Below are 25,383 nucleotides of genomic sequence, written 5' to 3'. Positions count from 1 at the left end.
GTTATGCTCGGGAACCATCAGCCGTTGCCGGACCGGAGCCCCCTCAATGCAGCGCGTGACCATCACCCTCGACGACGATCTCATGGCCGAACTGGATCGCATGATCGAGGAGCACGGCTACCAGAACCGCTCCGAGGCGATCCGGGATTTCGCCCGCGCCGGCATGCAGCAGGCGGCGCAGGATGCCGGAAAAAGCGGTGGCGATTGCGTCGCAGCACTGGTCTACGTCTACGACCACGCGGCGCGCGATCTCTCCAGCCGCCTTGTCAACAATTTCCACGATCACCACGACCTGTCGCTGGCGACGCTGCACGTCCATCTCGACAACGACAACTGCATGGAGATCACGGCGTTGAAGGGCCGCACGGCGGACGTGCAGCATCTGGCGGACCATGTGATCGCCGAGCGCGGCGTCCGTTACGGCCGCGTGGTGATGATCCCGACGGAAACCGGCGCCAAGCCCTCGAGCGCGCGCAAACGGCACGTCCACCGGCACACCTGATCCTCCATTTTACGGGGGTGCCCCGGATGCAATCCTGCGGTATCGGTCCATCATGACAAAAGCCAGATCCAATCTTCAGATCGATTCCACGCGCCTCTGGGGCGACATCCACGAAACCGCGAAATTCGGTGCGACGCCCAAGGGCGGCGTAAAGCGTCTCACCCTCGGTGCCGAGGACAAGCAGGTGCGCGACTGGTTCCGCACCGCCTGCGAAGCCGCAGGCTGCGAAGTGAGCGTCGATGCGCTGGGCACCATGTTCGCGATCCGCCGCGGCCGCGACATGTCGAAGCCGCCGATCGGCATCGGCTCCCATCTCGACACCCAGCCGACCGGTGGAAAGTACGACGGCATCCTCGGCACGCTCGCCGCGCTCGAAGTCGTCCGCGCCATGAACGACGCCGGGATCGAAACCGAGTTTCCCGTCTGTGTCTGTAACTGGACCAACGAGGAAGGCTCGCGCTACGCGCCGGCGATGATGGCGTCCGCAGCTTACGCCGGCGACTACACCACCGACGATATTCTGGGCCGCAAGGACGCCGACGGAATTACGGTCGCCGAAGCGCTCGACACCATCGGCTATCGCGGCGCGGATGCTGTCGGGAAGCAGAAGTTCAGCGCCTTCGTCGAACTGCACATTGAACAGGGTCCCCTGCTCGAGGCCGAGAACAAGACCATCGGCGTGGTCGATCGGGGCCAGGGTATTATGTGGTATAATGGTTCGATCGCCGGTTTCGCCAGCCATGCCGGGACCACGCCGATGCCGCTGCGCAAGGATGCCCTCGCAGCATTCTCCGAAGTTGTGCTTGCGGTGGAAAAGATCGCGCGAGATCTCGGGCCGAATGCGGTCGGCACCATCGGCGAAATCAGGATCGACAATCCCTCGCGCAATGTCATCCCCGGCGACCTCACCTTCACCGTGGATATTCGCAGTTCAGAGTCGGCCACGCTCGACAAGCTGCACGATGCGCTGCAACGCGCGGTCGCGGAGATCATCGCCCGCCGCAACGTCAAGGTCACGGTCGAACAGATCTGGCGCAAGGAGCCGACGGTGTTCGACACAAAGCTTGTCGACGCGGTTGAGGCCGCCGCCAGGGAGATGGGCTACAGCCATCGCCGCATCACGTCCGGTGCCGGCCACGATGCTTGTAATCTCGCAGCCGTGGTTCCGGCAGCGATGATCTTCGTGCCCTGCAAGGACGGCGTCAGCCATAACGAACTGGAAGATGCAACGCAGGCCGACTGCACCGCGGGCGCTAACGTGTTGCTGCATACAGTTCTCGCCCTCGCGGGCATTGCATCGGCGCCGAATACCAATAACTAACCTCTACGTTCTCACCGGAAGAAAATCTCCATGACCACTCGTCCTTCCGCGGCTGCGCCCGTCGCAGCGCGCCGTCCTCACAGCTTCACGCACCATGGCATCACCGTCACCGACGACTATGCGTGGCTGAAGGACGAGAACTGGCAGGAAGTGCTGCGCGCGCCGTCGATGCTCAAGCCGGACATCCGCGCCTATCTCGAAGCCGAGAATACCTACGCCGACGCCGTGCTGGGCCACACCGAACCGCTGCAGAAGAAGCTGGTCGCGGAAATGCGCGGCCGCATCAAGGAGGACGATTCCAGCGTCCCGTCGCCCGACGGGCCGTTCGCTTATTTCCAGAAATACAATGACGGCGGCCAGCACGAGCAGATCGGACGAACGGCGCGCGACGGCAGCGGCGAAGCCCGTTTCATCATCGACGGCGATGAACTGGCGAAGCAGACCGAATACTTCCGGTTCGGCGGCGCGCGTCACTCGCCCGATCACAAGCTGGAGGCATGGAGCGCGGACGTTCGCGGCTCGGAATATTTCACCATCCGCGTGCGCGACTGGGAAACGGCCACGGATTCCGCCGACCTCGTCGAAGAGACCGATGGCAGCATCGTCTGGTCGGCTGATTCGAAATCGTTCTTCTACGTCAAGCTCGACGACAACCACCGCCCGATGCAGGTTTATCGCCATATTCTCGGCACCCCGCAATCGGACGACGCGCTGGTCTACGAGGAGCAGGACTCCGGCTGGTTCACGCACATCCATGAAAGCGCGAGCGGGCGCTTCTGCGTCATCGCGGGCGGCGATCATGAAACGTCAGAACAGCGCCTGATCGATCTGAGCGCGCCCGAGGCCCAGCCTCGCCTGATCGCGAAGCGTGAGGAAGGCTTGCAGTATTCGATTGCCGATCGCGGCGACCAGCTTTTCATCCTGACCAACGCCGATGACGCCATCGACTTCAAGATCGTCACCGCGCCGCTGGCCTCGCCCGCGCGCAAGAACTGGCGCGATCTCATTCCGCATAGTCCCGGTACCTACATTATCGATATCGAGCTTTACTCCGGACATCTGGTGCGGATGGAGCGCACCAACGCGCTGCCCTCCATTGTCATCCGCGACCTCGCGACCTTGCAGGAACACGCCATCGCCTTCGATGAAGCGGCCTATTCGCTCGGCACCCTCGGCGGCTACGAGTTCGATACCACGCAGATCCGGTTTTCGTATTCGTCGATGACCACGCCGTCGGAAGTCTTCGATTACGATATGGTCAGCCGCGAGCGCATTCTGCGCAAACGCCAGGAAATACCCTCCGGCCACAATCCTGCCGACTACGTCACCACGCGCATCATGGCGACGTCCCATGACGGCGCGCAGGTGCCGGTGTCGATTGTTCATCGCAAGGACCTCAAGCGCGACGGCAGCCCGCCGCTGCTGCTCTACGGCTATGGCTCCTACGGCAGTTCGATGCCGGCGTCGTTCTCGGCCAACCGGCTGTCATTGGTCGATCGCGGCTTCGTGTACGCCATCGCGCATATCCGCGGCGGTGCGGACAAAGGCTGGGGCTGGTATCTCGACGGCAAGCGCGAGAAGAAGACCAACACCTTCGACGATTTCGCTGCCGCCGGCCGTGCGCTGATCGACGCGAAATACACATCGGTAAAGAAGATTGTCGGTCACGGCGGCAGCGCGGGCGGTATGCTGATGGGTGCGGTCGCGAACCGCTCGGGCGAACTGTTCGCGGGCATCGTCGCTGAAGTGCCGTTCGTCGATGTGCTGAACACCATGCTCGACGACACGTTGCCGCTGACGCCGCCGGAGTGGCCCGAATGGGGCAACCCGATCGAAAGCGCGGCGGACTTCAGGACCATCCTGTCGTATTCGCCGTATGACAATGTCGCGGCGAAAGACTATCCCGCGATTTTGGCGATGGGCGGCCTTGCCGATCCGCGCGTCACCTATTGGGAGCCGGCGAAATGGATCGCGCGGCTGCGGCCGGTGATGACCGGCGGCGGGCCGGTGCTGTTGCGCACCAATATGGGCGCAGGCCATGGCGGCGCATCGGGCCGCTTCAACCGGCTCGATGAAATCGCAATTGTTTACGCGTTTGCGCTATGGGCGGTGGGACTGGCTGACGGCGAAAGGTGACTTCAGTTCAATTTGGATTGCGCTCAATGGAGCAACCCCAGCTGTCGTCGTCACCGGGCTTGACCCGGTAATCCACGCCTTTCTTGAAATCCGGAAGTCTTAAGACGTGGATGGCCGGGTCAGGCCGGGCCATGACATTTTCTATAAAGTCACGTCTTCTATAAAGGCACGTCCCTTACCTCGCAGGTAGTTTTATAGCCGCTATCAGCCGTGCATGATGTGCGGCGGATTGCGTTGCAGCGCGTCATGACGCGCTGCCGTTCTCCGCCCATACTCCAATGCTTCTGACTCGCCCCTGCCCGGAAATCCCGCATGCGCCGCCTGCCATTTTATTACGGCTGGATCATTGTCGCCGTAACCTTCATCACCATGGGCATCGGCGTGAACGCCCGCACCTCGTTCTCGCTGTTCTTCTCGCCGATCGTCGATGAGTTCGGCTGGGATCGAGGTGTCACGGCAGGCGCGTTCTCCGTCGGCTTTCTGGTCTCGGCGCTGCTCAGTCCTTTGATGGGCAAGCTGATGGACCGCACCGGCCCGCGCACGGTGATGGAACTCGGCGTGCTGCTGATGGGCGCGGGCCTCCTGCTTGCGCCGCTGACGACACACCCCTGGCATCTCTACGTCACCATCGGATGCCTCGTCGGTGCCGGCAGCATTTGCCTGGGCTATTCCGGCCAGTCGCTGTTTCTGCCGAACTGGTTCGTCAAGCGCCGCGGCCTCGCGGTCGGCATCGCCTTCGCAGGTGTCGGCATCGGCTCCATCATCATCCTGCCGTGGGTGCAACTCCTGATTGACAGGAGCGGCTGGCGCGCCGCGAGCTGGGCGATGGGCGTTCTGGTGCTGGTCGCACTGATCCCGCTCAATCTGCTGCTGCGCAAGCGCCCCGAGGATATCGGACTTCAGCCGGACGGGGATGCCGCACCAACTGCAACGACCGTCGCACCTCCATCCAACATCGTTGATCCCGCATGGGCCGCGACCGACTGGACGCTCGGTCTCGCCCTCCGCACCGCGCGGTTCTGGTGGATTTCGCTCGGCTATTTCTGTGGTCTCTATGTCTGGTACGCCGTGCAGGTGCATCAGACCAAGTATCTCGTCGAGATCGGATTCAGTTCGACGTCAGCCGCATGGGCGCTGGGCATGGTCAGCCTGATCGGCATTCCGGGGCAGATCGCGCTCGGCTATCTTTCGGACCGCATCGGCCGCGAATGGATCTGGACGATTTCGTCGCTCGGCTTTGCGATCTGCTTCGCCATGCTGATCGCGCTGCAATACACGCCGACGCTGCTGCTGGTTTATGTCATGGTCGTCGCGCAAGGCGCGCTTGGCTATGGCTTTACCTCGATCATGGGCGCAGTGGTCGCCGAGATCTTCCAGGGCAAGCATTTTGGAACGATCTTCGGCACGATTGGATTTACGGCACTGGCCGGCGGCGCTGCCGGTCCATGGATGACCGGCATCTTGCACGACATCTATGGCGACTACACGCTCGCCTTCATCATCGGCATTCTCGTGAGCGCACTGTCCGCCGCCGCTATCTGGCTCGCATCTCCCGGCAAGATCCGCGCCGTCGCGGGCCGCATGGACCGGATCGTGAAGGCAGCCTAAAGCCCGATCTGCACCGGATAGCCTTCGCGCAACGCATTGACGATCGACGGCGGTGTTACGAGCCTTGCATTGGCGAGACTCGTCGAGGCGCGGCTATAACCGGCAAACGACCAGCGCCATGCCTCGCCGTTTGCGATCAGATAACTCTCGCCACCGCTCGTCACCATTGCCCCGTTCGGCAACTTGAGCGCGGCGGCGCGCAACGGATGTAGCCGCTTTTCGCGGCCATCGAGCCGCTCACTGTGAAGAACGGCATCCACCTCGGTCGCGTAAGGTTTTGTGTAGCCATTGCCCCTGGCCCATGCGTCGCGAAATGCTGTGGCATCGTCCCGGCGGCAGTAGAAGCATGGGCGATGCCCCGCCGCGAACGACGTCGCTTCATCGAGGAAGAACAACTCGGTCCAGCTTCGTCGGCTCATGACCTTGCGCCTGCGGCCGCGAAATTCGCAGACGCAGGTGATCCATGCTTTCGACGACCAGCGCCGGTTCAGCAGCGTCCTGGTCGCCGGATCGTGGATGATGCCGCGATTGCCGGTGAAGCGGCCGCGATGCGCGGTCGCAACGATCTCGCCGAACGGCGACACGCGGTTTTGCAGGGGCACGGAATTTTCCGTCGGGTTAGCTCAGCACATCCTGATTGATGACATTCTCGCGGATCGGCTTGCCATCGAGCGCGCTGATGATGTTTTTCGCGGTTTGCAGCCCCATGCGATCCAGCGCCTCACGCGTTACGCCCGCCACGTGCGGCGCGGTGATGACATTGTCGAGCTTGAACAGCGGATGATCCGGCCGCGGCGGCTCCTGCGCGAACACGTCAACACCGGCTCCCGCGATCTTGCCCGACGTGAGCGCCGCATAAAGAGCGTTCTCGTCGACGATACCGCCGCGCGCGGTGTTGATGAGATAGGCCGTCGGCTTCATCAACTGCAATTGAGCGGCACCGAACATGTTGACCGTCTCCGGCGATTTCGGACAGTGGATCGTGACAAAATCAGCGCGCGGCAACGCCGCATTGAGGTCGGTCACATATTCCGCGCCCGCCGCCTCGACCTCGGCGGCCGACTTGAACGGGTCATAGACCAGAACGTTCATCTCCATTGCCACCAGCCGCTTCACCGTCCGCGTACCGATGCGGCCGAAGCCGACCACCAGCGCGGTCTTGCCCAGCAGGTCGAACGGGATCGCGCCCAGCCGCTTGGTCCAGTTTCCGCTCTTGACGATGTTGTCGAGTTCGGACGAGCGCTTCGCCAGCCACAGCATCATGAACAGAGCGCATTCGGCGACCGATGGCGAATTGGCGATGCCGGTCGTCATCAGGGGAATTTTCTTGCCGCTCAGGGCTTTCACGTCCACCGCGTCGTAGCCGACGCCGATCCGTGCGACCACCATCATTTCGCCGGAGGAGACGATCTCGTTGGCTCCGAAACCGGTGCCACCCAGCGCCACGCCATTCACCGGCGCATGCTGCCGCAGCATTTCATTGAAATCCGGAGCGGAAATCGTGTTGGGAAACTCAATGGCCTCGATGTCGCTGCGCTCCCGAAACAGCGCCCAGCCACCGGGCGACATGGTTTCCACGATCAGCAGTTTCTTCTTGTTGGTCGCCATTTCATCCCCTGAGGTTTGTTGATTTTCGTTCAGCGCGAGGCGCAAGCTGCCCATCATCGCCTTGTTTCGCCTCTTCCCGCAAGCCGGGAAGACCGCGAGCCGCGCACTTGCCGCCTGCAATTTGCGCAGGCAAACTAGTGTGGTGGTTCGCAAGTCCGCATCATTTCTACACCACGTTCATTTGCGGACTTGCGAACCAAAACCACACTAGAATCACGATCCTCTAGTGTCCTTCCGAATCCGAAGTTCGCTACGGAAAGCGCTGTAGAACGAGGCGAACTTCGGATTCAGGACACTAGGCCGGCACCGTCCATCCGGTTCTGGCCGCAAACAACAACAGGAGATCAACCCGTGACCCAGTCCGCGCCCCACCCCGCGTCCCTGCTCGAAACACTGACTCGCTGGGACACGCCGACAATCTGCAACGCCCTGGAGGTGGTCGCGCCCGAGCGCCGCCTGATCGGTTTCACCACCAAGCCGCTGGTCTGCCCGTTTCCGGACCTGCCGCCAATGGTCGGCTACGCCCGCACCGCAACAATCCGGGCGACCTCACCATCGAACCTGTCGGCGGCGGATCAGCGCGCCCAGCGCGTCGCCTATTACGAGTACTGCGGCACCGGTCACGGCCCGCGCATCAGCGTCATTCAGGATCTCGACGGGATCAACATCGGCTTCGGCGCGTTCTGGGGCGAGGTCAACAGCTCGGTTCACAAGGCGCTCGGCTGTCTCGGCGTCGTCACCGACGGATCGATCCGCGATATTCCCGCATGGGCGCCGGGATTCCAGGCGCTGGCCGGCAGCATCGGCCCGTCGCACGCCTTCGTTCATCTCGCTGGCTTCGGTGAAACAGTGTGCGTTGCCGGCATGACGGTGAGTTCAGACGATCTGATTCACGCGGATCGTCACGGCGCTGTCGTGATTCCGGCCAATGTCGCAGCGAAACTCCCGGATGCAGCGAGGCTGTGCGAACGCCGCGAAGAGCCTATCCTCGGCATCGCGCGCGATCCCGGCTTCACCGTGGCGAAGCTCAAGGAAGCGCTGGCCAAGGCCGCGGAAATTCACTAACGCGAGGCAATGGCGCAAGCCTTCTCGCAACACGCAATCAACGGAAGGTTTGTACCATGAAAGTCGCGCTCGGCGTCATTGTTGGACTGGTGATCGGATTCCTCGCCATGACCTGGTTCAAGACGGGGCATCTGCCGTTCTGAAGACGTCACAAGGCAATCCGGATTTCTGATGCCCCTCTCGTCCGCTTACCGCGCCTCGACCAGCCATGCCGCGCTCGGTCCCGAGTTCTACGACGTCGTCGCGGCCGCTACGTTTCCCGATCACATCCTGCGTTATCGCAACCAGCGCGCGGCGAAGACCGTCGGGCTCGATACACTCAGCGACGAGGAATGGATCGCGCATTTCGGACGCTTCGCGCCGCTGAGCGCGAATCTCGAACAGCCTCTGGCGCTGCGCTATCACGGCCATCAATTTCGCGTCTACAACCCGGAGCTTGGCGACGGACGCGGCTTTCTGTTCGCACAACTGTACGACGACAAGGGCCGCCTGCTCGATCTCGCCACCAAGGGCAGCGGCAAGACGCCGTGGTCGCGCACCGCCGACGGTCGCCTGACGCTCAAGGGCGGCGTGCGCGAGGTGCTCGCGACCTCGATGCTGGAAGCACTCGGCGTCGATACGTCGAAAACCTTCAGCCTGATCGAGACCGGCGAAGCGCTGGTCCGCGGCGACGAACCCTCTCCGACGCGATCCTCCGTGATGGTGCGGCTGAGCCACTCGCACATCAGGATCGGCACGTTCCAGCGCCAGGCATTTCACCGCAACACCGAGAACATCCAGAAGCTGCTCGACTACACGATCAGGACGTACATGCCTGAGGTGTGGCGCGACGATGTGCCGGCGCGCGCCGTTGCCTTTCTTGAAGAAGTGTGCTGCCGCGTCGCGCGTGTCGGCGCGCAATGGATGGCCGCCGGATTTGTCCACGGTGTACTCAATACCGACAACATCAACGTCACCGGCGAGAGTTTCGATTACGGTCCGTGGCGGTTTCTTCCCGTTCTGGAACCCGCATTCACCGCGGCATATTTCGACGAGACCGGGCTTTATGCCTATGGCCGCCAGCCGGATGCGTTGTTCTGGAACGTCACGCGGCTGGCGGAATGCCTGCTCGGTCTCTCTGACCAGCCCAGCCTCGAGAAAGCGCTGGGGGTGTTTGAACCTGCCATTCGCAGGGACTTCACCGATGCGATGCTGAGACGGCTCGGCGTCCAGCCGCGCGATGCCGTGAGCGACAACGAACTGGTGCGCGCACTATGGATCTTCCTGTCGGAAACCAAAGCCCCGTTCGAGCAGACCTTCTTCGACTGGTTCGGCGGCCTCGCCAGCACGGAGCGCGCGGCGAATAGCCCGTCGAAGGATCACTATGCAAATCCGGCGTTCGCTGCCGTCCGCGACGCATTGAAAGATTTCGTTCCGCGCGAGGGCCTCGATCTCAACCACGCGTATTTCAGCAAGCCGGTCGCATGTTCCATGCTGATCGAGGAGGTCGAGGCGATCTGGAAGCCGATCGCGGACAGCGACGACTGGTCGGTGTTTCACACTAAACTTCAAGCCATCGACGAGATGCGCGAAGCGTATGGGCTGGGATAAGATCCATCCCACCATGTCATTCCGGACAGCCCGCACAGCGGGCTGATCCGGAATCCAGATGAGTTCATCGGAAAACACTTCGAGATTCCGGGTTCGCTCGCAACTGCTCGCGCCCCGGAATGACGTGTTCGCTTACGCCACCTTCTTGCGCGGCGTGGCGGCAACGTAATTGCCGTCGAGGAACCCGGCCAGCCGCTTACGGATAAGATATTCGGCATCGGCCATGATGCGATCGATCAATTCCTTCACCGTCGGAATGTCGTGGATCAGGCCGACCATCATGCCGCAGCTCCACGCGCCTGCGTCCATGTCGCCGTCGATCATGACCTTCGGATAGACACCTGCAACCTGATCGAGAATGTCTTCGATCTTGATGCTCTTGCCCTTTTCCTTCTCGATCTCGATCAGTTCTTCGACGCCCTTGTTGGTGAGAACGCGCTCGGTGTTGCGCAGATTGCGCATCACAAGCCGGGTGTCGAACTCGGTGGCCTTGAGCAGCGCCTGCTTCACATTCTCATGCACCGGCGCTTCCTTGGTGGCGATGAAGCGCGTGCCCATGTTCATGCCCTGCGCGCCCATCGCAAGTGCCGCGACAAGGCTGCGTGCATCGGCCATGCCGCCGGAAGCGACGAACGGAATCGTCAGCTCTTCTTCCGCGCGCGGCAGCAGGATCATGTTCGGCATATCGTCTTCGCCGGGGTGACCGCCGCACTCGAAACCGTCCACGCTGACCGCGTCGCAGCCGATGGCTTCAGCCTTCAGCGAATGACGGACCGAGGTGCATTTGTGAATGACCTTGATGCCTGCCGCCTTCAGCGCGGGCATGTACTGCTCGGGGCTGCGGCCGGCGGTCTCGACCGCCTTGATGCCGGCTTCCTTGATGGCCGCGATGTATTCGGGATACGGAGGCGCGGAGAAGGTCGGCAGGAAGGTGAGATTCACACCGAACGGCTTGTCGGTCATGTCCTTGCACTTGGCGATTTCCTTCGCCAGCAATTCCGGCGTCTTCTGCGTCAGGCCGGTGATGATGCCAAGGCCGCCGGCGTTCGACACCGCCGCCGCCAGCTCCGCGAAGCCGACGTAGTGCATACCGCCCTGAATGATCGGATGCTGGATGCCGAACAGTTCCGTAATTGCCGTTTTCATGTGTTCCCTCTCCTTAGGTTTCTGCCCACACCGTTACCGCAGGTGTTCGCGCCGCGACAATGGTTCGGCTGGGCAAGTCTGCCATGCCATCAGTTCTAAAAAGGAACGTATCATGATGAGCCGGGCCGTCAACCAGTGATCCTTCGTATCCGGCGTTCGCTCGGAAATCGCCGCAAAGCTAACCGAACGCCGGATACAGGACACTGGTGGTCAAAGGCTCATACAGCGTGTATCAGGGCGGCGATAAACCCATTATCCCGCAATGGAATTTCCGCTTGAGCCAGCCCCAGCCCGCTAAACCCTTTCTCGAAGTTCTCGCCGGAAGCCGCCAAGCCGTGCCGCCGGTCTGGATGATGCGGCAGGCTGGCCGTTATCTGCCCGAGTACCGCGAACTGCGCGCCAAGGCCGGCAGTTTCCTTGACCTCTGCTTCAATCCCGAATGGGCGGCCGAGGTCACGCTACAGCCGATCCGGCGCTTCGGGTTCGATGCCGCGATCATCTTCTCGGATATTCTGGTGATCCCGCACGCGCTCGGACGCTCGGTGCAGTTCGAGGCTGGCGAAGGCCCTCGCCTCGACCCGCTCGATACCTCGGAGAAGATCGCGACGCTGGCGACGGCTGCCGACTTCACCAAACTCGAACCTGTGTTCGAGGCGCTGCGCCGTGTCCGCGCCGAACTCGATCCGAAAGTCGCGCTGATCGGATTCTGTGGCGCGCCGTGGACGGTTGCGACCTACATGGTCGCCGGGCAAGGCACGCCGGATCAGGCGCCAGCCCGGATGCTGGCCTACCGCGAGCCCGATGCGTTCGCGAAAATCATCGACGTGCTGGTGGAAAATTCAATTCAGTATCTGCTGGGACAGCTCAAGGCTGGCGCCAACGCGCTGCAGATCTTCGACACATGGGCGGGCGTGCTGCCGCCGCGCGAATTCCTGCGCTGGTCGGTTGAGCCGACGCGGCGGATTGTCGAAGGTGTGCGCGCAAAAGTACCGAACGCGAAAATCATCGGCTTTCCACGCGGCGCGGGCGCGCAACTGCCGATGTATGTCGGGCGCACCGGAGTCGACGGCGTCAGCATCGACTGGACGGCGGATCCGTCACTGATCCGCGAGCGGGTGCAGAACCATGTCGCCGTCCAGGGCAATCTCGATCCGTTGGCTTTGATCGCCGGCGGTGCAGCGCTGGATCGCGCGGTCGATGATGCGCTGGCGAATTACGCTGGCTGCCGATACATCTTCAATCTCGGCCACGGCATCCAGCCGGAAACGCCCATCGCGCATGTCGAGCAGATGCTGAAGCGCGTGCGGGATTATAAGGGGTAATTGCGCTTTAGAGAGAGCCGTCACCCTGAGGTGCGCAGCGGCGCAGCCGCAAGCCTCGAAGGGCGACGGCGATGTTGCGGATCGTCATCCTTCGAGGCTCGCCGAAGACGGCTCGCACCTCAGGATGACGGATCAACACTTCGTCGTCCCGGCGCATGCCGAGACCCATAACCACCGCACTTTCAGTAAAGCACGATCGAGCGACATCGATACCCAAACACACTGACAGGGGTGATGGGTCCCGGCATTCGCCGGGACGACCGGGAAATATTGCGGCTAGAATATCTTCATCCTGAGGAGCGGCCACGCAGCCAAGTTTACGCAGGCTGCGCCTGCTATGGCCGCGCCTCGAAGGATGAGGATATGTGTTGCGCCTTATGGTTCGAGACGGCGCAATCGCGCCTCCTCACATGAGGCTCTCTCTCACACCGGCCTCGACCGCTCGATAATTGCCGCAGCCCCCTTTGCCAAAAGATCGAACGCCACCGCGCGGCCAAGCTCGCGCGGTTTGTCGGCAGGCCCGGTGCGCGTCGCTTCAAGCAACTGATCGCCTTCCAGATCGAGCACCGATGCGGACAGCGACATCTCGCGGCCGTTGATCGTCGAGAATCCGGCGATCGGCGAATTGCAGTGACCGTTGAGTACCCAGAGCACTTCGCGCTCGGCGTCGGCGCACAGATGCGCGGCGGGATCGTCGATCAGCGCGAGATACTGCCGCGTGCGCCAGTCACCCGCTGCGCATTCCACCGCGACGATGCCCTGCCCCGCGGCCGGCAGCATTTCCTGCGCGGTGAACTCGCGGGCAATGCGACTTGCAAGCCCGACGCGTTCCAGTCCCGACCGCGCCATGATCAGCGCATCGGCAGGTCCGACTTCGCCGCCGCCCGCGAGCCGCTGCATTTCACCGTTGTCGAGCTTGCGCACCCGCGTATCGGCGGCGCCGCGAAAGTGAATCACTTCGATCTCGGGAAACAGCCGCCGCGCATACGCCGCGCGCCGCACGGCATTGGTGCCGATCTTGAAACCCTTGCCCTTGGTGCGCTTCAAATCGTCGAACGTTACCCCCGCGCGCAGCACCAGCGCGTCGGTCGGCGGATCGCGCGACAGCGTCGCGCCGATCACAAGACCCGGCGTGTCTTCATTGCCCGGCATGTCCTTGAGCGAATGCATCGCAGCGTGCAGTTTTCCGGCGATCACGGCCTCGCGGATTTCGGCGACGAATGCCCCGCCCTTGCCGCCGTGCGGCAGCAGCAGTCCGGTCTGATCCTGATCGCCGCGCGTCTCGAACTTGACGATCTCGACGTTCAGATCCGGCGCGGCAGCGGTGAGCTGACGTGCGATTTCCTCGGTCTGCGCAAGCGCCATGGTACTTTTGCGCGTTCCGATACGCATGGAAATTGCTGCCACGTCTGCTCCATCCGGGGGCGATTTTTTCGAGCATGATCCGGAAAAACGGAAACTGTTTCCGGCCGGATCATGGTCAAATACAGGATGGCGCACAATACGGCGAGCGGTCCCCCGAATGCAACGCATAGGGCCCGAAAATGACGGGCAGCGATGCTTCCAGGGTCTGGACGCCGGGCGCTCCATACGATCTTGATGCGGGCATGATCCAGCGTGCCCCGTCATCCGCCGGCGAGAAGCCGCGCGTCGTCATTATCGGCGGCGGATTTTCCGGCGCCGCGCTGGCGTGGCATCTGCACCGCACCGCGCCCCATCGCCACTACATCATTATCGTCGAGCCGCGCGATGAGATTGGCCGTGGTCTCGCCTACGACAGCAGCGATCCGGCGCACCGGATCAACGTGCCCGCGCTGAAGATGAACCTCGACTTCGACGAGGAAGGCCACTTCGAGCAATGGCTGGTCGCATCGGGATATCCCGCACGCGATCCCAAGTCGGTGATTGCCGACGTCCATTTGTTCCCGACCCGCGCAGCTTTCGGCGATTACGTCAACGCCCACGTCCGTGAACTAGGCGAAGCCGTCACGCACAGAAAGACAAAAGCCAATGCTGTCGTCCCACAACAGAGCGGCTACCGCGTGGTGTGTGAGGACGGCAAAGACATTCACGCCGATACCGTGGTGCTGGCCGTGTGCCACACCCCGCCGCAAGTGCCGTCGCCGATCGCGGCACTGCGCAATCATCCGCGATGTGTCGCCAATCCGTGGCAGCCGGAGGCCTTGCGCAACGTCGCGACGAACGATCGTGTGCTGATTGTCGGCACCGGGCTGACCATGGCCGATATCGTCGCCTCGCTTGACCGGCAGGGTCATCGCGGCAAAATTACCGCGATCTCGCGGCGCGGCCTGCGCTCGCAAGCCCATGCCGCGCAGTTTACCGAGCCGTTCGGCGATTTCGCCAGCAATCCCTCACGCACCACGCTGTCGCTGCTGCGGCATGTTCGCCGTGCCATCGCGGATGCCGCGCGCGAAGGACTGTCATGGCATCCGGTGCTCGATCAGTTGCGGTTGCAGGGCTTTGACATCTGGCGCGCGCTGCCGCTGCGCGAACGCGCCAGGCTGATCCGCCATTTGCGCCCGTTCTGGGACACCTCTCGCTTCCGCATCGCGCCGCAGGTCGACGATGTGATCGTGCGACGGATCGCGGACGGCACGCTGACAATTCAGGCGGCGGCGGTCCGCTCGGGCAAAAACGCCGGCCATGATATCGCCGTCGATCTGCGCGCGCGGCGCAGCCGAACGTGGGAGCCGGCATCGTTCGACGCCATCGTGATCGCGACCGGCCCTGCCCATGGAACGGTGTTCGAGAGCAATCCGCTGCTTGGACAGATCGGCCACGACGGCCTCGCACGCCCCGATCCGCTCGGCCTCGGCATCGATGTCGATCTCCTGGGCCGTGCCATCGGCCGAGACGGACAGAGCGCCGAGGCCCTGTACGTCGCAGGCCCGCTGGCGCGCGGCACATTCGGCGAATTGATGGGTGCGCCGGATCTGGCGCGGCATGCCCGCAATATCGCCGAATCCATCGCGCACACGGATATGAGCGCGGCGCGGTTGCCTCCGCATCCCGTCCGAGCTTAAAACAGGGCTCATCATGCGCAGGCCTCTCGCGGCCGCGCATCAGTCCGCCGGAGATGCAATGACGTCCGCCCTCGCGCGCATCGGTTTTCTCGCGCCCCTGTTCGTTCCGGCCACCCGGCCCGACCGCTATTTCAAGGCAGCCGCATCCGGCGCCGACGGCGTCATCATCGATCTTGAGGATGCGGTTGCGGCGAACGACAAGGACGCCGCGCGCGCGACGCTGACTGGTGCATCCCTGCCGCCCAATTCCATCGTCCGCGTCAACGCGTTCGGGACACGCTGGCACGAGGCCGATGTGGTGGCGATGAAGGGCCTCGCCATCGCCGGGATCATGCTGCCGAAAGCGGAAACCGCCGGACATCTGGAGAGCGTGCGTGCCGTGCTCGGCGACCTGCCGGTGATCTCACTGATCGAATCTGCGCAGGGCGTCGCGAGCGTCCGCGAGGTCGCCGCTCATTCCGACCGGCTTGCGTTCGGCTATATCGACTTCAGCGCCGACGTCGGCTGCAGCATGGAGCGCGATGCGTTGCTGATGGCGCGCGCGGAGATCGTACTCGCATCGCGGCTGGCGGAGTTGCCGCCTCCGCTCGAAGGCGTGACGCCGTCATTCGACGATCCGGCGCTGGTGGAAGATGACGCGCGTTATGCAGCGATGATGGGTTTCGGCGGCAAGCTTTGCATTCATCCCCAGCAGATCGCGCCGACGCTGGCGGGATTCCGGCCGCCGCAAAAAGACATCGACTGGGCGACGAAAATCGCGAACTCGGGAGATGGCGCGGTGTCGGTCGACGGCATGATGGTCGATGCGCCGGTGCGCCTGCGCGCGCAGCGTATCCTCGCCGCGGCAAGGGCCTGCGACGTAGCAAAGGGATAGTTCCCGAAGCTGTACCGGATTTATCAGGCCGCGACCGGAGGCCAGGTCATCAGAACCATCTCGACGATCTTCTTGAGTTCGCCGCGCTTGGCTCCGCCGACGGCCTGCACCGCGATGCCCTGGGCAATGGTCGAAATGTACCGCGCCAAAACGGCTGCATCCGCCGATTCGGGCAGATCGCCTTCGGCTTTCGCGCGCTCGAAACGCTGGCGCAGATCGTCCTCGCCCTGGGCACGGCGAGCCATCAGTTCGTGCTTGATCGATTCGGCCGCATCGCCGCCGGTCAACGCACCGTTGATCGACAGACATCCCGCCGGACAATCAGGATCTGTCACCGCATCCACTTCACCATAGAGAAGGCGTTCGATCACGGCCCGCGCCGTCGGCTGCTGAAGCGCAAGCTTGGCGTAACCGGCCGGGCCGTCGACGTAGGAATCCAATGCTTTGCGGAAAAGTTCTTCCTTGTTGCCGAACGCGGCGTAGAGCGACGGTTTGGTGATACCCATCGCCTCGGTCAGGTCCGCCATCGACGCGCCCTCGTATCCCTTCTCCCAAAACACGTGCAACGCGTTTTCCAGAGCTTGGTCGAGATCGAATTCACGGGGGCGTCCCACGGCCACGGTAAGAACCTTTCTGAATTTGTACCTTTCGTTAGATATGTCCCTTGACGTCGAAAGTCCAAGTCCCATTTATACCGAGCGTTACAGTTGCGGTGCAGCAATAAAACACTGCGACGCAGGGCAAATCGGAATTTTTATTCTCCCGTCAAAAGACGATTCCCGACAACGCATTGAAATAACAAGAGATCCGCGCTTGGAGCGCGAACGCAAAAGTAGGGACCGGTGATGAAAAGCCTTTCAAAAAGAATGAGCCTGATTGGAGCCAGCGTCGGCCTGGCAGTTCTGGCAGCCGCAGCAACCTTGATTTCAACCACCTCGAACGATCGCGCCAAAGCCGATGCCGCCGCTGCGCCGGTGCCGGCAATTCCGGTCTCGGTCGCCGACGTCAAGGAGCGGGAAACCGCGATCTGGGACGAATTCTCCGGCCGCCTCGAAGCCATCGAGCAAGTTGAAGTCCGCTCGCGTGTGGCTGGAGCCATCCAGGAGATCCGGTTCCGCGAAGGTGCGCTGGTTCAAAAGGACGACGTTCTCATCGTGATCGATCCGGCGCTCTATGCCGCCGAGGTCGCCCGCGCTGAAGCACAGGTCGCCGCCGCACAAGCGAAACTGGTGTTCACCAAAAGCGACTACGAACGCGGCCAGCAACTGAGCGGATCGCAGACCATCTCGCAGCGCGACCAGGACAACCGCATCAATGCCTATCGCGAGGCCGAAGCAAACCTCAAGGCGGCACAGGCCACCCTCAAGACCGCGCAGCTCAATCTCGGCTACACCGAAGTTCGCGCGCCGGTGACGGGGCGCGTCGGCAAGCGCGAGATCACCGTCGGCAACCTGATCGCCGCCGGTCCCGGTTCACCGCTGCTGACCACCATCGTCTCGACGTCGCCGATCTATGCCAGCTTCAACGCCGACGAGCAGGTCGTGCTGCGTGCGCTCGGCGCGCTGGGTGACGACGCCGCAGCCTCGAAGACCGGCCGTATTCCCGTCAAGATGGGCACCGCGACCAGCAACGGACTCCCTTTTGAAGGCCAGATGCAACTGATCGACAACCAGATCGATCCCCGCACCGGCACGGCTCGCGTCCGCGCCATCTTCGACAACAAGGACGGCCACCTGATCCCCGGCCAGTTCGTGCGCCTCCAGATGGGCCAGCCCAAGACCGAACGCGCGATGATGATCAACGAACGCGCCGTCGGCACCGACCAGAACAAGAAGTACGTGATGGTCGTGAACAAGGAGAACAAGGCCGAATATCGCGAAGTCTCGCTCGGCGTCTCCGTCGATGGCCTGCGCATGGTCACGTCCGGCCTGAAACCGGGCGAGCAGATCGTGGTCAAGGGAATGCAGCGCATTCGTCCCGGCGCACCCGTCGCACCGGAAGTCGTCGCGATGGACGCGAACTGAAATCTTCCGCCGCCGCCCCGAGGCGCCACCGCGAAGTGGAGACCTCGAAGGCGACGGCGTTTCTTAAGCCGCCATCCTTCGAGGCTCGCAAGAACTCGTTCCTCAGGATGACGGGAATGTTGTAGCCGGCACCAACGGCAGCAATGCCGACGATAGCTCGATCACACACTGAATGAGATGACGTCATGAATATCTCGAGATTTTTCATCGACCGGCCGATTTTCGCCGGTGTGCTGTCGGCACTGATTTTCCTCGCGGGCCTGCTATCGCTGCCTGCACTCCCCATTTCCGAATATCCGGAAGTCGCGCCGCCGATCGTTACGGTGCGCGCGATGTATCCCGGCGCCAATCCGAAGGTGATCGCCGAGTCGGTCGCGACCCCGATCGAGGAGCAGATCAACGGTGTCGAGAACATGCTCTACATGAGCAGCCAGGCGACGACGGACGGCGTCATGACGCTGAACGTGACGTTCCGCCTCGGCACAGATCCCGACAAGGCCCAGCAGATGGTGCAGAACCGGGTATCGCAGGCCGAACCGCGGCTGCCGGAAGTGACGCGCCAGCTCGGCATCACCACGGTCAAAAGTTCGCCCGACATCACGCTGGTCGTGCATCTGCTCTCGCCAAACGACCGTTACGACATGACGTATCTGCGCAACTACGGCGTGCTCAACGTCAAGGATCGCCTCGCGCGCATCCAGGGCGTCGGACAGGTCGTGATCTGGGGCGCGGGCGATTACTCGATGCGCGTCTGGCTCGATCCGCAGAAGGTCGCCGAGCGCGGTCTGTCTCCGGGCGACGTGGTGCGCGAAATCCGCGCGCAGAACGTCGAGGCCGCCACCGGCACCGTCGGCGCATCGCCCAGCGTTCCGGATCTCGATCTTCAGCTTCCGGTGAATGCGCAGGGCCGCCTCACCACGGAAGAAGAATTCGGCGACATCGTCGTTAAAACCGGCCAGAACGGCGAAATCACCCGCCTGCGGGATATCGCCCGCATCGAACTCGGCGCGTCGGAATACGCGCTGCGGTCGCTGCTCGATAACAAATCCGCGGTCGGCATCGGCATATTCCAGTCTCCGGGCTCGAACGCACTGAACATCGCGCGCGACGTTCACGCCGCGATGGCCGACATCAAGCAGAACATGCCGGAGGGCGTGGACTATCGCATCGCCTACGATCCGACGCGGTTTGTCCGCGCCTCGATCGAGGCTGTCGTGCATACGCTGCTCGAAGCCATCGCGCTGGTCGTACTCGTCGTCATCCTTTTCCTGCAAACCTGGCGCGCCTCGATCATTCCGCTGGTCGCAGTGCCGGTTTCCGTTGTCGGCACCTTCGCGGTCATGTTCCTGCTGGGCTCCTCGATCAACGCGCTCAGCCTGTTCGGGCTCGTGCTGGCCATCGGCATCGTGGTCGACGACGCCATCGTCGTGGTCGAGAACGTCGAACGCAACATCGAGCAGGGGCTGACCCCGCGCGAAGCGACCTATCGCGCGATGCGAGAAGTCTCCGGGCCGATCATCGCGATCGCGCTGGTGCTGCTGGCGGTGTTCGTGCCGCTGGCGTTCATCAGCGGCCTCACCGGCCAGTTCTACAAGCAGTTCGCGATGACGATTGCGATCTCGACCGTGATCTCCGCCATCAACTCGCTGACACTGTCGCCGGCGCTCGCCGCGCTCCTGCTGAAGGGGCATGGCGAACCGAAAGACGCGCTCAGCCGCGGGATGGACAAGGCCTTCGGCTGGTTCTTCAGGCGGTTCAACAAGGCCTTCAATCGCGGCTCGGACGCCTACAGCGGCGGCGTCAGGAACGTGATCTCGCGCAAGGCCGTTGTGATGGGCGTCTATGCCGCGCTTCTCGCGATCACATTCGGGCTGTTCAAGACCGTGCCCGGCGGCTTCGTGCCGGGCCAGGATAAACAATACCTGATCGGCTTCGCCCAGCTTCAGGACGGCGCAACGCTGGACCGCACCGAAGATGTGATCCGGCGCATGACCGAGATCGCGAAGAAGCAGCCCGGTGTCGAGAATGCCGTGGCGTTCCCCGGTCTCTCGATCAACGGCTTCACCAACTCGTCGAGCGCCGGCATCGTGTTCTCGGTGCTGAAGCCGTTCGAGGAGCGCAAGGATCCGTCGCTGAGTGCCGTCGCCATCGCGGCCGAGCTGAACAAGAAGTATGCGGGTATTCAGGACGCCTTTATCGCCATGCTGCCGCCTCCACCCGTCAACGGCCTCGGCACCACCGGCGGCTTCAAGTTGCAGATCGAGGATCGCGCAGGCCTCGGCTACACGGCGCTGGATGAGGCCAAGAAGGCTTTCATGGCGAAGGCAGCGCAGGCGCCCGAGATCATGGGGCTGTTCTCGAGCTATCAGGTCAACGTGCCGCAGCTCTATGCCGACATCGACCGCACGCGCGCGCGGCAGCTCGACGTGCCGATCACCAGTATCTTTGAGACGATGCAGGTGTATCTCGGCTCGCTCTATGTGAACGACTTCAACAAGTTCGGCCGCACCTATTCGGTGCGCGTTCAGGCGGATGCGAAATTCCGCGCGCGCTCGGACGATATCGGCCAGTTGAAGGTGCGCTCCAACTCGGGCGAGATGATTCCGCTCTCGGTGCTGCTGAAGGTCAAGACCAGCGCGGGTCCGGAAAGCGCCATGCGCTACAACGGCTTCCTTGCCGCCGACATCAACGGCAACACCACGCAGGGATATTCCACCGGACAATCGCAGGCCGCGGTCGCGCGCATTGCCAAGGAAACGCTGCCGAAGGGCATCGACTACGAATGGACCGATCTCACCTATCAGGAGATCATCGCGGGCAATACGTCGCTGTATGTGTTCCCGATCGTTATCCTTCTGGTGTTCCTCGTACTCGCGGCACAGTACGAAAGCATGATGCTGCCACTGGCAATCATCATGATCGTGCCGATGAGCCTCCTGGCCGCGATGTTCGGCGTCTGGGTCACCGGTAGCGACAACAACGTGTTCACACAGATCGGGTTGTTCGTGCTGGTGGGACTGTCGGCGAAGAACGCAATTCTGATCGTGGAGTTCGCGCGCGAACTGGAGTTCGCCGGGCGCAAACCGATCGCGGCGGCCATCGAAGCCAGCCGGCTGCGGTTGCGGCCGATCCTGATGACGTCGCTCGCCTTCATCATGGGCGTGGTGCCGCTGGTGACCTCCACCGGCGCAGGCGCGGAAATGCGTCACGCCATGGGCGTCGCGGTGTTCTCCGGCATGATCGGTGTCACGGCGTTTGGCATCTTCTTCACGCCGGTGTTCTACGTGCTGCTGCGCGGCCTCAGCGGCAACAAGCCGCTGGTCCAGCACGGCGAAGGCTCGATCGAACCGCTCCCCGTCGCACGCACCGCACCCCATGCGCTGAAGGACGCGGCGGAATAACCCGCTCACGGCGGGCCACGAGATGGCGCACAGCTGCATTGCCCGTGACAGCGATGCGCCCGCGACGAAGCGATTCGGTCCTTGCCCCTCCAAGCCGGATCGCTTCGGTCGCAACTTCCGCAAAAGAAAAATGGCCGGGGATGACCCGGCCATTTTTATCGGCACGACGAGAAGCGAGATTTTGTCCCAAGTGAGATACGCTCCTCTCCCCGCCTGCGGGGAGAGGATTGGGGTGAGGGGCAGAGTTCAATGAATGGAGCGAAGTCGCCCCTCACCCGGATCGCTTCACGATCCGACCTCTCCCCGTAAACAGGGCGAGGTTAAGGAGGTCAGCCCAGCGTCTTCGCCAGCGCGCGAAACTTCTCAAGCTGATCGGTCTTGAGCGCGCGGTTCTCGTCGCGGCCGACAAACACCTTGAACATCACCCCGCCATCGACATTGAGGAACGCCGCGAAGGCGGACAACTTTCCCATGAACGGTCGCTCAACAAACGCGATGCCGCCGCAGCGCTCGTGGCGCAGATGGCCGTGCATGCCCTTTGGCTTCATGATGTTGTAGTAGCCGCGCCCGACCTCACCGCCACCGACCGGCTCGGTGACCTCGAAGATGCCGTCCTCGGTGTGGATGATCAGCGTCACCTCGCCCCACGTTGCGATGTCCTGCATCGCGGGCACAAAGGCTGAGCCGGATATGAGGCTGCGCATCTCGTCCGGCAGCGCCTCGATCACGGCGCGCGCCGTGACGTTCTTCTCCCGCGCGACGTCCTCGATGACGCCGCCCGGATTCTCCGCCATATGCTTCCTGAGATCGGCGAGATCGGTGCTCAGCATGGTTCAGGCCGCCGCGCTGGACTTGCGCTCGGTCTGGATGATCTCGAAGCCCTCGAACTTCGGATGGCCGAGATAAAGACTCTCGCCGGTCTGATTGTCGGCGCGGGCATGCGCCTTGCGAAACTGGTCGGACTTGGTCCACGCCTCGAATGCCGCCTTGTCCGCCCACAACGTGTGTGTCGAGTACAGTGTGTGATCGTCGGCCTTCGGCCCGCGCAGCAGATTGAATTCGATGAAGCCTGCGAGTTCGCTGAGATAGGACTCGCGCGTCGCCCACACGGTCTCGAACGCCTGCTCGGAGCCGGTCTTTACCTGGAATCGGTTCATCGCAATAAACATTGGTCTTCTCCTGTTTGTCTGACTGTAAGGCCGAACGGCCCGTTATTAAAGCGTCGTTCATAAGAGCCTGCGCGGTAAACGCAGCGAACCGCGCAGAAAAGCTCTGCGCGGCAACCCAGTTTGCTTTTCAAAAGCAGGGACCGATCGTTCTGCGTTCAGCTTCCTCCGAAATGGTATTTGAGCCCGGCCTTGTAGACGATGCCCGCGCCGGCGCTGGCCCACAGCACGTCGTTTTGCGGCGATGTGAAGTCGGCGGCGCGCGGAATGGCATAAGGCCGGTAATACTGGTTCAGAAGATTCTCGACCGAGAAGTTCAGCGCGAAGTCCCTGGTCGGCTTCACTTGCAGATAGAGGTTGACCAGATCGTAGGATGTGCCGGGCAGATATGTGACCGGGATATCGGTGTTGCTCTTCACCGAGGTCCACATCGCCGACAGCACGACCTGATTGTCGAGAAAGCGCAGGCCCGCCGTCGTCGTCACCTTCTGCGGCTGGATGCTGTACAAGCCGATGTTGGTCTGGGTGTTCTTGCCTTCCTGCAACGTCACCGACACGCCCACGAAGAAATCATTGGCATCGTACATAGTTTCGGCTTCGAAACCCTGGATCCGGGCATGCGCGATGTTCTGGTATTGAAGATACGTGGTCGGGAATAGCCCTGGAATCGGCGGGAAGGCATTGAACGGAGGACCGGTGAACTGAACGCTGTCGATGTAGTCGTCGACGTCGTTGCGGAACACATTGAACTTGCCGCGGAAGCTGTCGCCGGCCCTGAACAGACCATCCTTCTTGATGTTGACGCCGACCTCCTTGGTCTTGCCGACTTCAGGACGCAGATTGGGGTTCGGCAGGAAGCAGAAGAAACCGCGCGTGCCGTCGGGGCAGATCGAAAAATCGCCCTGCCCGGTGCCGGTCGCAACGTGAGCGCTATCCACCAGCGTTTCGGTGATCGAAGGCGCGCGATAGCCCTCGGCGTAGCTGATGTAGGGCGTCATGACGGCTGCGGGCATCAGCCCGATGGTGATTTTCGGCGAGAAGCGATCGCCGCTGGCAGACCCCGCTGACGAGTTCAATTGATAGTTGTCGTAACGGACCGCACCGACCATCTCCAGCAGCGAGGTATAGTTGGTCTTCCACTGCACGAACGCTCCAGTGACCGTGCGCTCGCCGCCGGGTGTGGTCTTGTTGGAGTTGCCGCTCCTGTCGAAGGTTGAAACGTCATCGCGGAAGCCGTCGCCGCCATAGGTAACGGCATGACGCCAGTCGCCGGTCTCAAAGCGCGACGTGTTGTGAACATCGAAACCGAACGTATCGATCAGATAGCCGCGCCGGCCGCCGACGCAGCCGGTGATGCTGTTGCCAGGCGCGCCGCCGGTGCAGTTGCCGGTCGCCAATGCCGAGTTGTGCAGGGTCTTGACCTGCTGGCTGTCGGTCCGGTTCCAGTAGATTTTCGCATCCCAGTCAAAAATCTGGTCGTCGGGCCGCGAATATTTCCACCCCAGTGTGGTGGTGTAGTTTTTCAGGTTGGTCGCGTAGACCGATGTGCCGTTGCCCGCCGATCCCGCCTGCGCGAAAGGCTGCCCCACCGGGCGGCGCGGCTGGCCGACGTTGTAGATGTCTTCCTGAAAGATTCCGCCGAGCTTGATTTCATGACCGTCGGCGGGACGAACCGTCAGCTTGGCAATGCCGCTCGAGAGCCGCTGCGCGGTGTTCTCGACGGTGACGCCAAGACCGTCCTTGTAGTTGTCCTGCGTCGCGTAAGTGCCGCCTGCGAACACATCGACATTCGGGTTGACATGCACACCGCCAAAGATCGAGCCGAGGGCGCGGCCGTGGTTGGTGCCGAACACAGTATTGGTATCGACGCCCCAGCGCTCACCAAGACGCACCACATCCTGAATGTCCTTGGTGCGGAACGACGCCACGCCGCCGATCGCGCCCGAGCCATAGATGTTGGCGGTCGGACCGCGCACGATATCAATGCCGCCGATCAATTCGGGGTTGAGAAAGAACGAACCGTTCGAGTTGTGGCCGGTGCGCTGGTAGTTCTGGCGCGCACCATCGACAACGACAGCGACGCGGCCGAAGTCCTGCAAGCCGCGAATGTTGATCGATGTCGATGGATCGTCGCCGCGATCCTGTATCCAGACACCGGGAACGGTGTAGACGAGATCGCCGACGCGCGAGGCCTGACGTCCCTGGATCTGCTCCAGCGTGACGACGCTGACCGGCGCCAGAGCATCGATCGCGCGCTCCTGGGTTTTCGATGCGGCAACCGTGATCTCATCCAGCGACTGATAGACCGGCTGTCCAATCTGCGCGTTGGCGTTCATCGGATTGCTCGGCACAGGTACTTCCGCCATCGGCGCGCCCGCGCGTTTGCGCTTGATCGGTTTCGGCTTGGCGGGTTGGACAGTCCGGCTGGACGTTTCAGCAGATTGCGCATGCACCGGCGCGGTCGCGACCACTCCTCCCAGCGCAACAACAGACACAGATAATAGTAGCGCGCACGCGCGCGCATTCAGCCCCGACATGACAGCCCCAAACCTTAACTTGCTTTTGCGTGATGCGGC

19 protein-coding genes are annotated in these 25,383 nt (G+C 62.5%); 11 read left to right on the top strand and 8 right to left on the bottom strand.

Annotation, left to right across the window (positions count from 1 at the left end):
* The first annotated feature begins 46 nt into the window (after positions 1-46).
* From nikR to AC1Q6J_RS02095, 4 genes are all read left to right on the top strand, one after another.
* The gene (gene nikR / locus AC1Q6J_RS02110; protein ID WP_492277665.1) at positions 47-502 is read left to right on the top strand and encodes a nickel-responsive transcriptional regulator NikR; all 456 of its coding nucleotides are present in this window, start codon (positions 47-49) and stop codon (positions 500-502) included.
* A 52-nt stretch (positions 503-554) separates the two neighbouring features.
* Positions 555-1,823, top strand: coding sequence for a Zn-dependent hydrolase (locus tag AC1Q6J_RS02105; protein ID WP_492277664.1), 1,269 nt, complete (start codon positions 555-557; stop codon positions 1,821-1,823).
* Positions 1,824-1,853: 30 nt separating this feature from the next.
* Positions 1,854-3,959 carry a S9 family peptidase gene (locus AC1Q6J_RS02100; RefSeq protein WP_492277663.1) on the top strand — a complete coding sequence of 702 codons (2,106 nt, stop codon included), beginning with the start codon at positions 1,854-1,856 and terminating at the stop codon, positions 3,957-3,959.
* A gap of 312 nt (positions 3,960-4,271) precedes the next feature.
* On the top strand, positions 4,272-5,567 hold the full coding sequence (locus AC1Q6J_RS02095; RefSeq protein ID WP_492277662.1) for an MFS transporter: 1,296 nt from the start codon (positions 4,272-4,274) through the stop codon (positions 5,565-5,567).
* On the opposite strand, the gene AC1Q6J_RS02090 is transcribed toward AC1Q6J_RS02095, so the two are convergent.
* Both AC1Q6J_RS02090 and AC1Q6J_RS02085 read right to left on the bottom strand, forming a co-directional pair.
* Positions 5,564-6,169 carry a hypothetical protein gene (locus AC1Q6J_RS02090; protein WP_492277661.1) on the bottom strand — a complete coding sequence of 202 codons (606 nt, stop codon included), beginning with the start codon at positions 6,167-6,169 and terminating at the stop codon, positions 5,564-5,566. The genes AC1Q6J_RS02095 and AC1Q6J_RS02090 overlap by 4 nt on opposite strands.
* 16 nt (positions 6,170-6,185) lie before the next feature.
* Positions 6,186-7,175 (bottom strand): hydroxyacid dehydrogenase, encoded by a 990-nt coding sequence (locus AC1Q6J_RS02085; protein ID WP_492277660.1) that lies wholly within the window; start codon positions 7,173-7,175, stop codon positions 6,186-6,188.
* 351 nt (positions 7,176-7,526) lie between these two features.
* On the opposite strand from AC1Q6J_RS02085, the gene AC1Q6J_RS02080 reads away from it, so the two are divergent.
* Entirely contained in the window at positions 7,527-8,240 is a 714-nt protein-coding gene (locus AC1Q6J_RS02080) for an RraA family protein (RefSeq protein ID WP_492277659.1), read from the top strand.
* A gap of 171 nt (positions 8,241-8,411) precedes the next feature.
* Positions 8,412-9,830 carry a protein adenylyltransferase SelO gene (locus AC1Q6J_RS02075; RefSeq protein ID WP_492277658.1) on the top strand — a complete coding sequence of 473 codons (1,419 nt, stop codon included), beginning with the start codon at positions 8,412-8,414 and terminating at the stop codon, positions 9,828-9,830.
* Between the two features lie 132 nt (positions 9,831-9,962).
* On the opposite strand, the gene AC1Q6J_RS02070 is transcribed toward AC1Q6J_RS02075, so the two are convergent.
* Positions 9,963-10,976: an NAD(P)H-dependent flavin oxidoreductase gene (locus AC1Q6J_RS02070; RefSeq protein ID WP_492277657.1), complete on the bottom strand. Its 1,014-nt coding sequence runs from the start codon at positions 10,974-10,976 to the stop codon at positions 9,963-9,965.
* Positions 10,977-11,251: 275 nt separating this feature from the next.
* Here AC1Q6J_RS02070 and hemE point away from each other — a divergent pair, with 275 nt between their 5' ends.
* Positions 11,252-12,298 (top strand): uroporphyrinogen decarboxylase, encoded by a 1,047-nt coding sequence (hemE, locus tag AC1Q6J_RS02065; protein ID WP_492277656.1) that lies wholly within the window; start codon positions 11,252-11,254, stop codon positions 12,296-12,298.
* A gap of 423 nt (positions 12,299-12,721) precedes the next feature.
* Here the strand turns inward: hemE and hemC are convergent, their stop codons facing one another.
* Positions 12,722-13,690, bottom strand: a complete 969-nt coding sequence (hemC, locus tag AC1Q6J_RS02060; protein ID WP_492277730.1) for a hydroxymethylbilane synthase — start codon at positions 13,688-13,690, stop codon at positions 12,722-12,724.
* Positions 13,691-13,842: 152 nt separating this feature from the next.
* Between hemC and AC1Q6J_RS02055 the strand changes: the two genes are divergently transcribed.
* Together AC1Q6J_RS02055 and AC1Q6J_RS02050 are read left to right on the top strand one after the other, a co-directional pair.
* Positions 13,843-15,342: an FAD/NAD(P)-binding protein gene (locus tag AC1Q6J_RS02055; RefSeq protein ID WP_492277655.1), complete on the top strand. Its 1,500-nt coding sequence runs from the start codon at positions 13,843-13,845 to the stop codon at positions 15,340-15,342.
* 58 nt (positions 15,343-15,400) lie between these two features.
* Positions 15,401-16,216, top strand: a complete 816-nt coding sequence (locus AC1Q6J_RS02050; RefSeq protein ID WP_492277654.1) for an HpcH/HpaI aldolase/citrate lyase family protein — start codon at positions 15,401-15,403, stop codon at positions 16,214-16,216.
* Positions 16,217-16,239: 23 nt separating this feature from the next.
* On the opposite strand, the gene AC1Q6J_RS02045 is transcribed toward AC1Q6J_RS02050, so the two are convergent.
* Positions 16,240-16,836, bottom strand: a complete 597-nt coding sequence (locus tag AC1Q6J_RS02045) for a TetR/AcrR family transcriptional regulator (protein WP_492277653.1) — start codon at positions 16,834-16,836, stop codon at positions 16,240-16,242.
* 225 nt (positions 16,837-17,061) lie between these two features.
* Here AC1Q6J_RS02045 and AC1Q6J_RS02040 point away from each other — a divergent pair, with 225 nt between their 5' ends.
* Both AC1Q6J_RS02040 and AC1Q6J_RS02035 read left to right on the top strand, forming a co-directional pair.
* A complete protein-coding gene (locus AC1Q6J_RS02040; RefSeq protein ID WP_492277652.1) occupies positions 17,062-18,240 on the top strand; it encodes an efflux RND transporter periplasmic adaptor subunit in 1,179 nt (392 codons plus the stop codon).
* A gap of 185 nt (positions 18,241-18,425) precedes the next feature.
* Positions 18,426-21,641: an efflux RND transporter permease subunit gene (locus AC1Q6J_RS02035; RefSeq protein ID WP_492277651.1), complete on the top strand. Its 3,216-nt coding sequence runs from the start codon at positions 18,426-18,428 to the stop codon at positions 21,639-21,641.
* 329 nt (positions 21,642-21,970) lie between these two features.
* Here AC1Q6J_RS02035 and hutX read toward each other — a convergent pair whose 3' ends face one another.
* The 3 genes from hutX to AC1Q6J_RS02020 all read right to left on the bottom strand — a co-directional run bounded on the left by hutX (position 21,971) and on the right by AC1Q6J_RS02020 (position 25,344).
* Positions 21,971-22,471: a heme utilization cystosolic carrier protein HutX gene (gene hutX, locus AC1Q6J_RS02030; protein WP_492277650.1), complete on the bottom strand. Its 501-nt coding sequence runs from the start codon at positions 22,469-22,471 to the stop codon at positions 21,971-21,973.
* A 3-nt stretch (positions 22,472-22,474) separates the two neighbouring features.
* Positions 22,475-22,810, bottom strand: coding sequence for a heme-degrading protein HmuQ (hmuQ, locus tag AC1Q6J_RS02025; RefSeq protein ID WP_492277649.1), 336 nt, complete (start codon positions 22,808-22,810; stop codon positions 22,475-22,477).
* A gap of 155 nt (positions 22,811-22,965) precedes the next feature.
* The gene (locus AC1Q6J_RS02020) at positions 22,966-25,344 is read right to left on the bottom strand and encodes a TonB-dependent hemoglobin/transferrin/lactoferrin family receptor (RefSeq protein ID WP_492277648.1); all 2,379 of its coding nucleotides are present in this window, start codon (positions 25,342-25,344) and stop codon (positions 22,966-22,968) included.
* Positions 25,345-25,383: the final 39 nt, after the last annotated feature.

It is taken from the genome of Afipia sp. MLSD5-FHT05B12, assembly GCF_058793355.1.
This window is presented reverse-complemented; position numbering and strand designations above follow the sequence as displayed.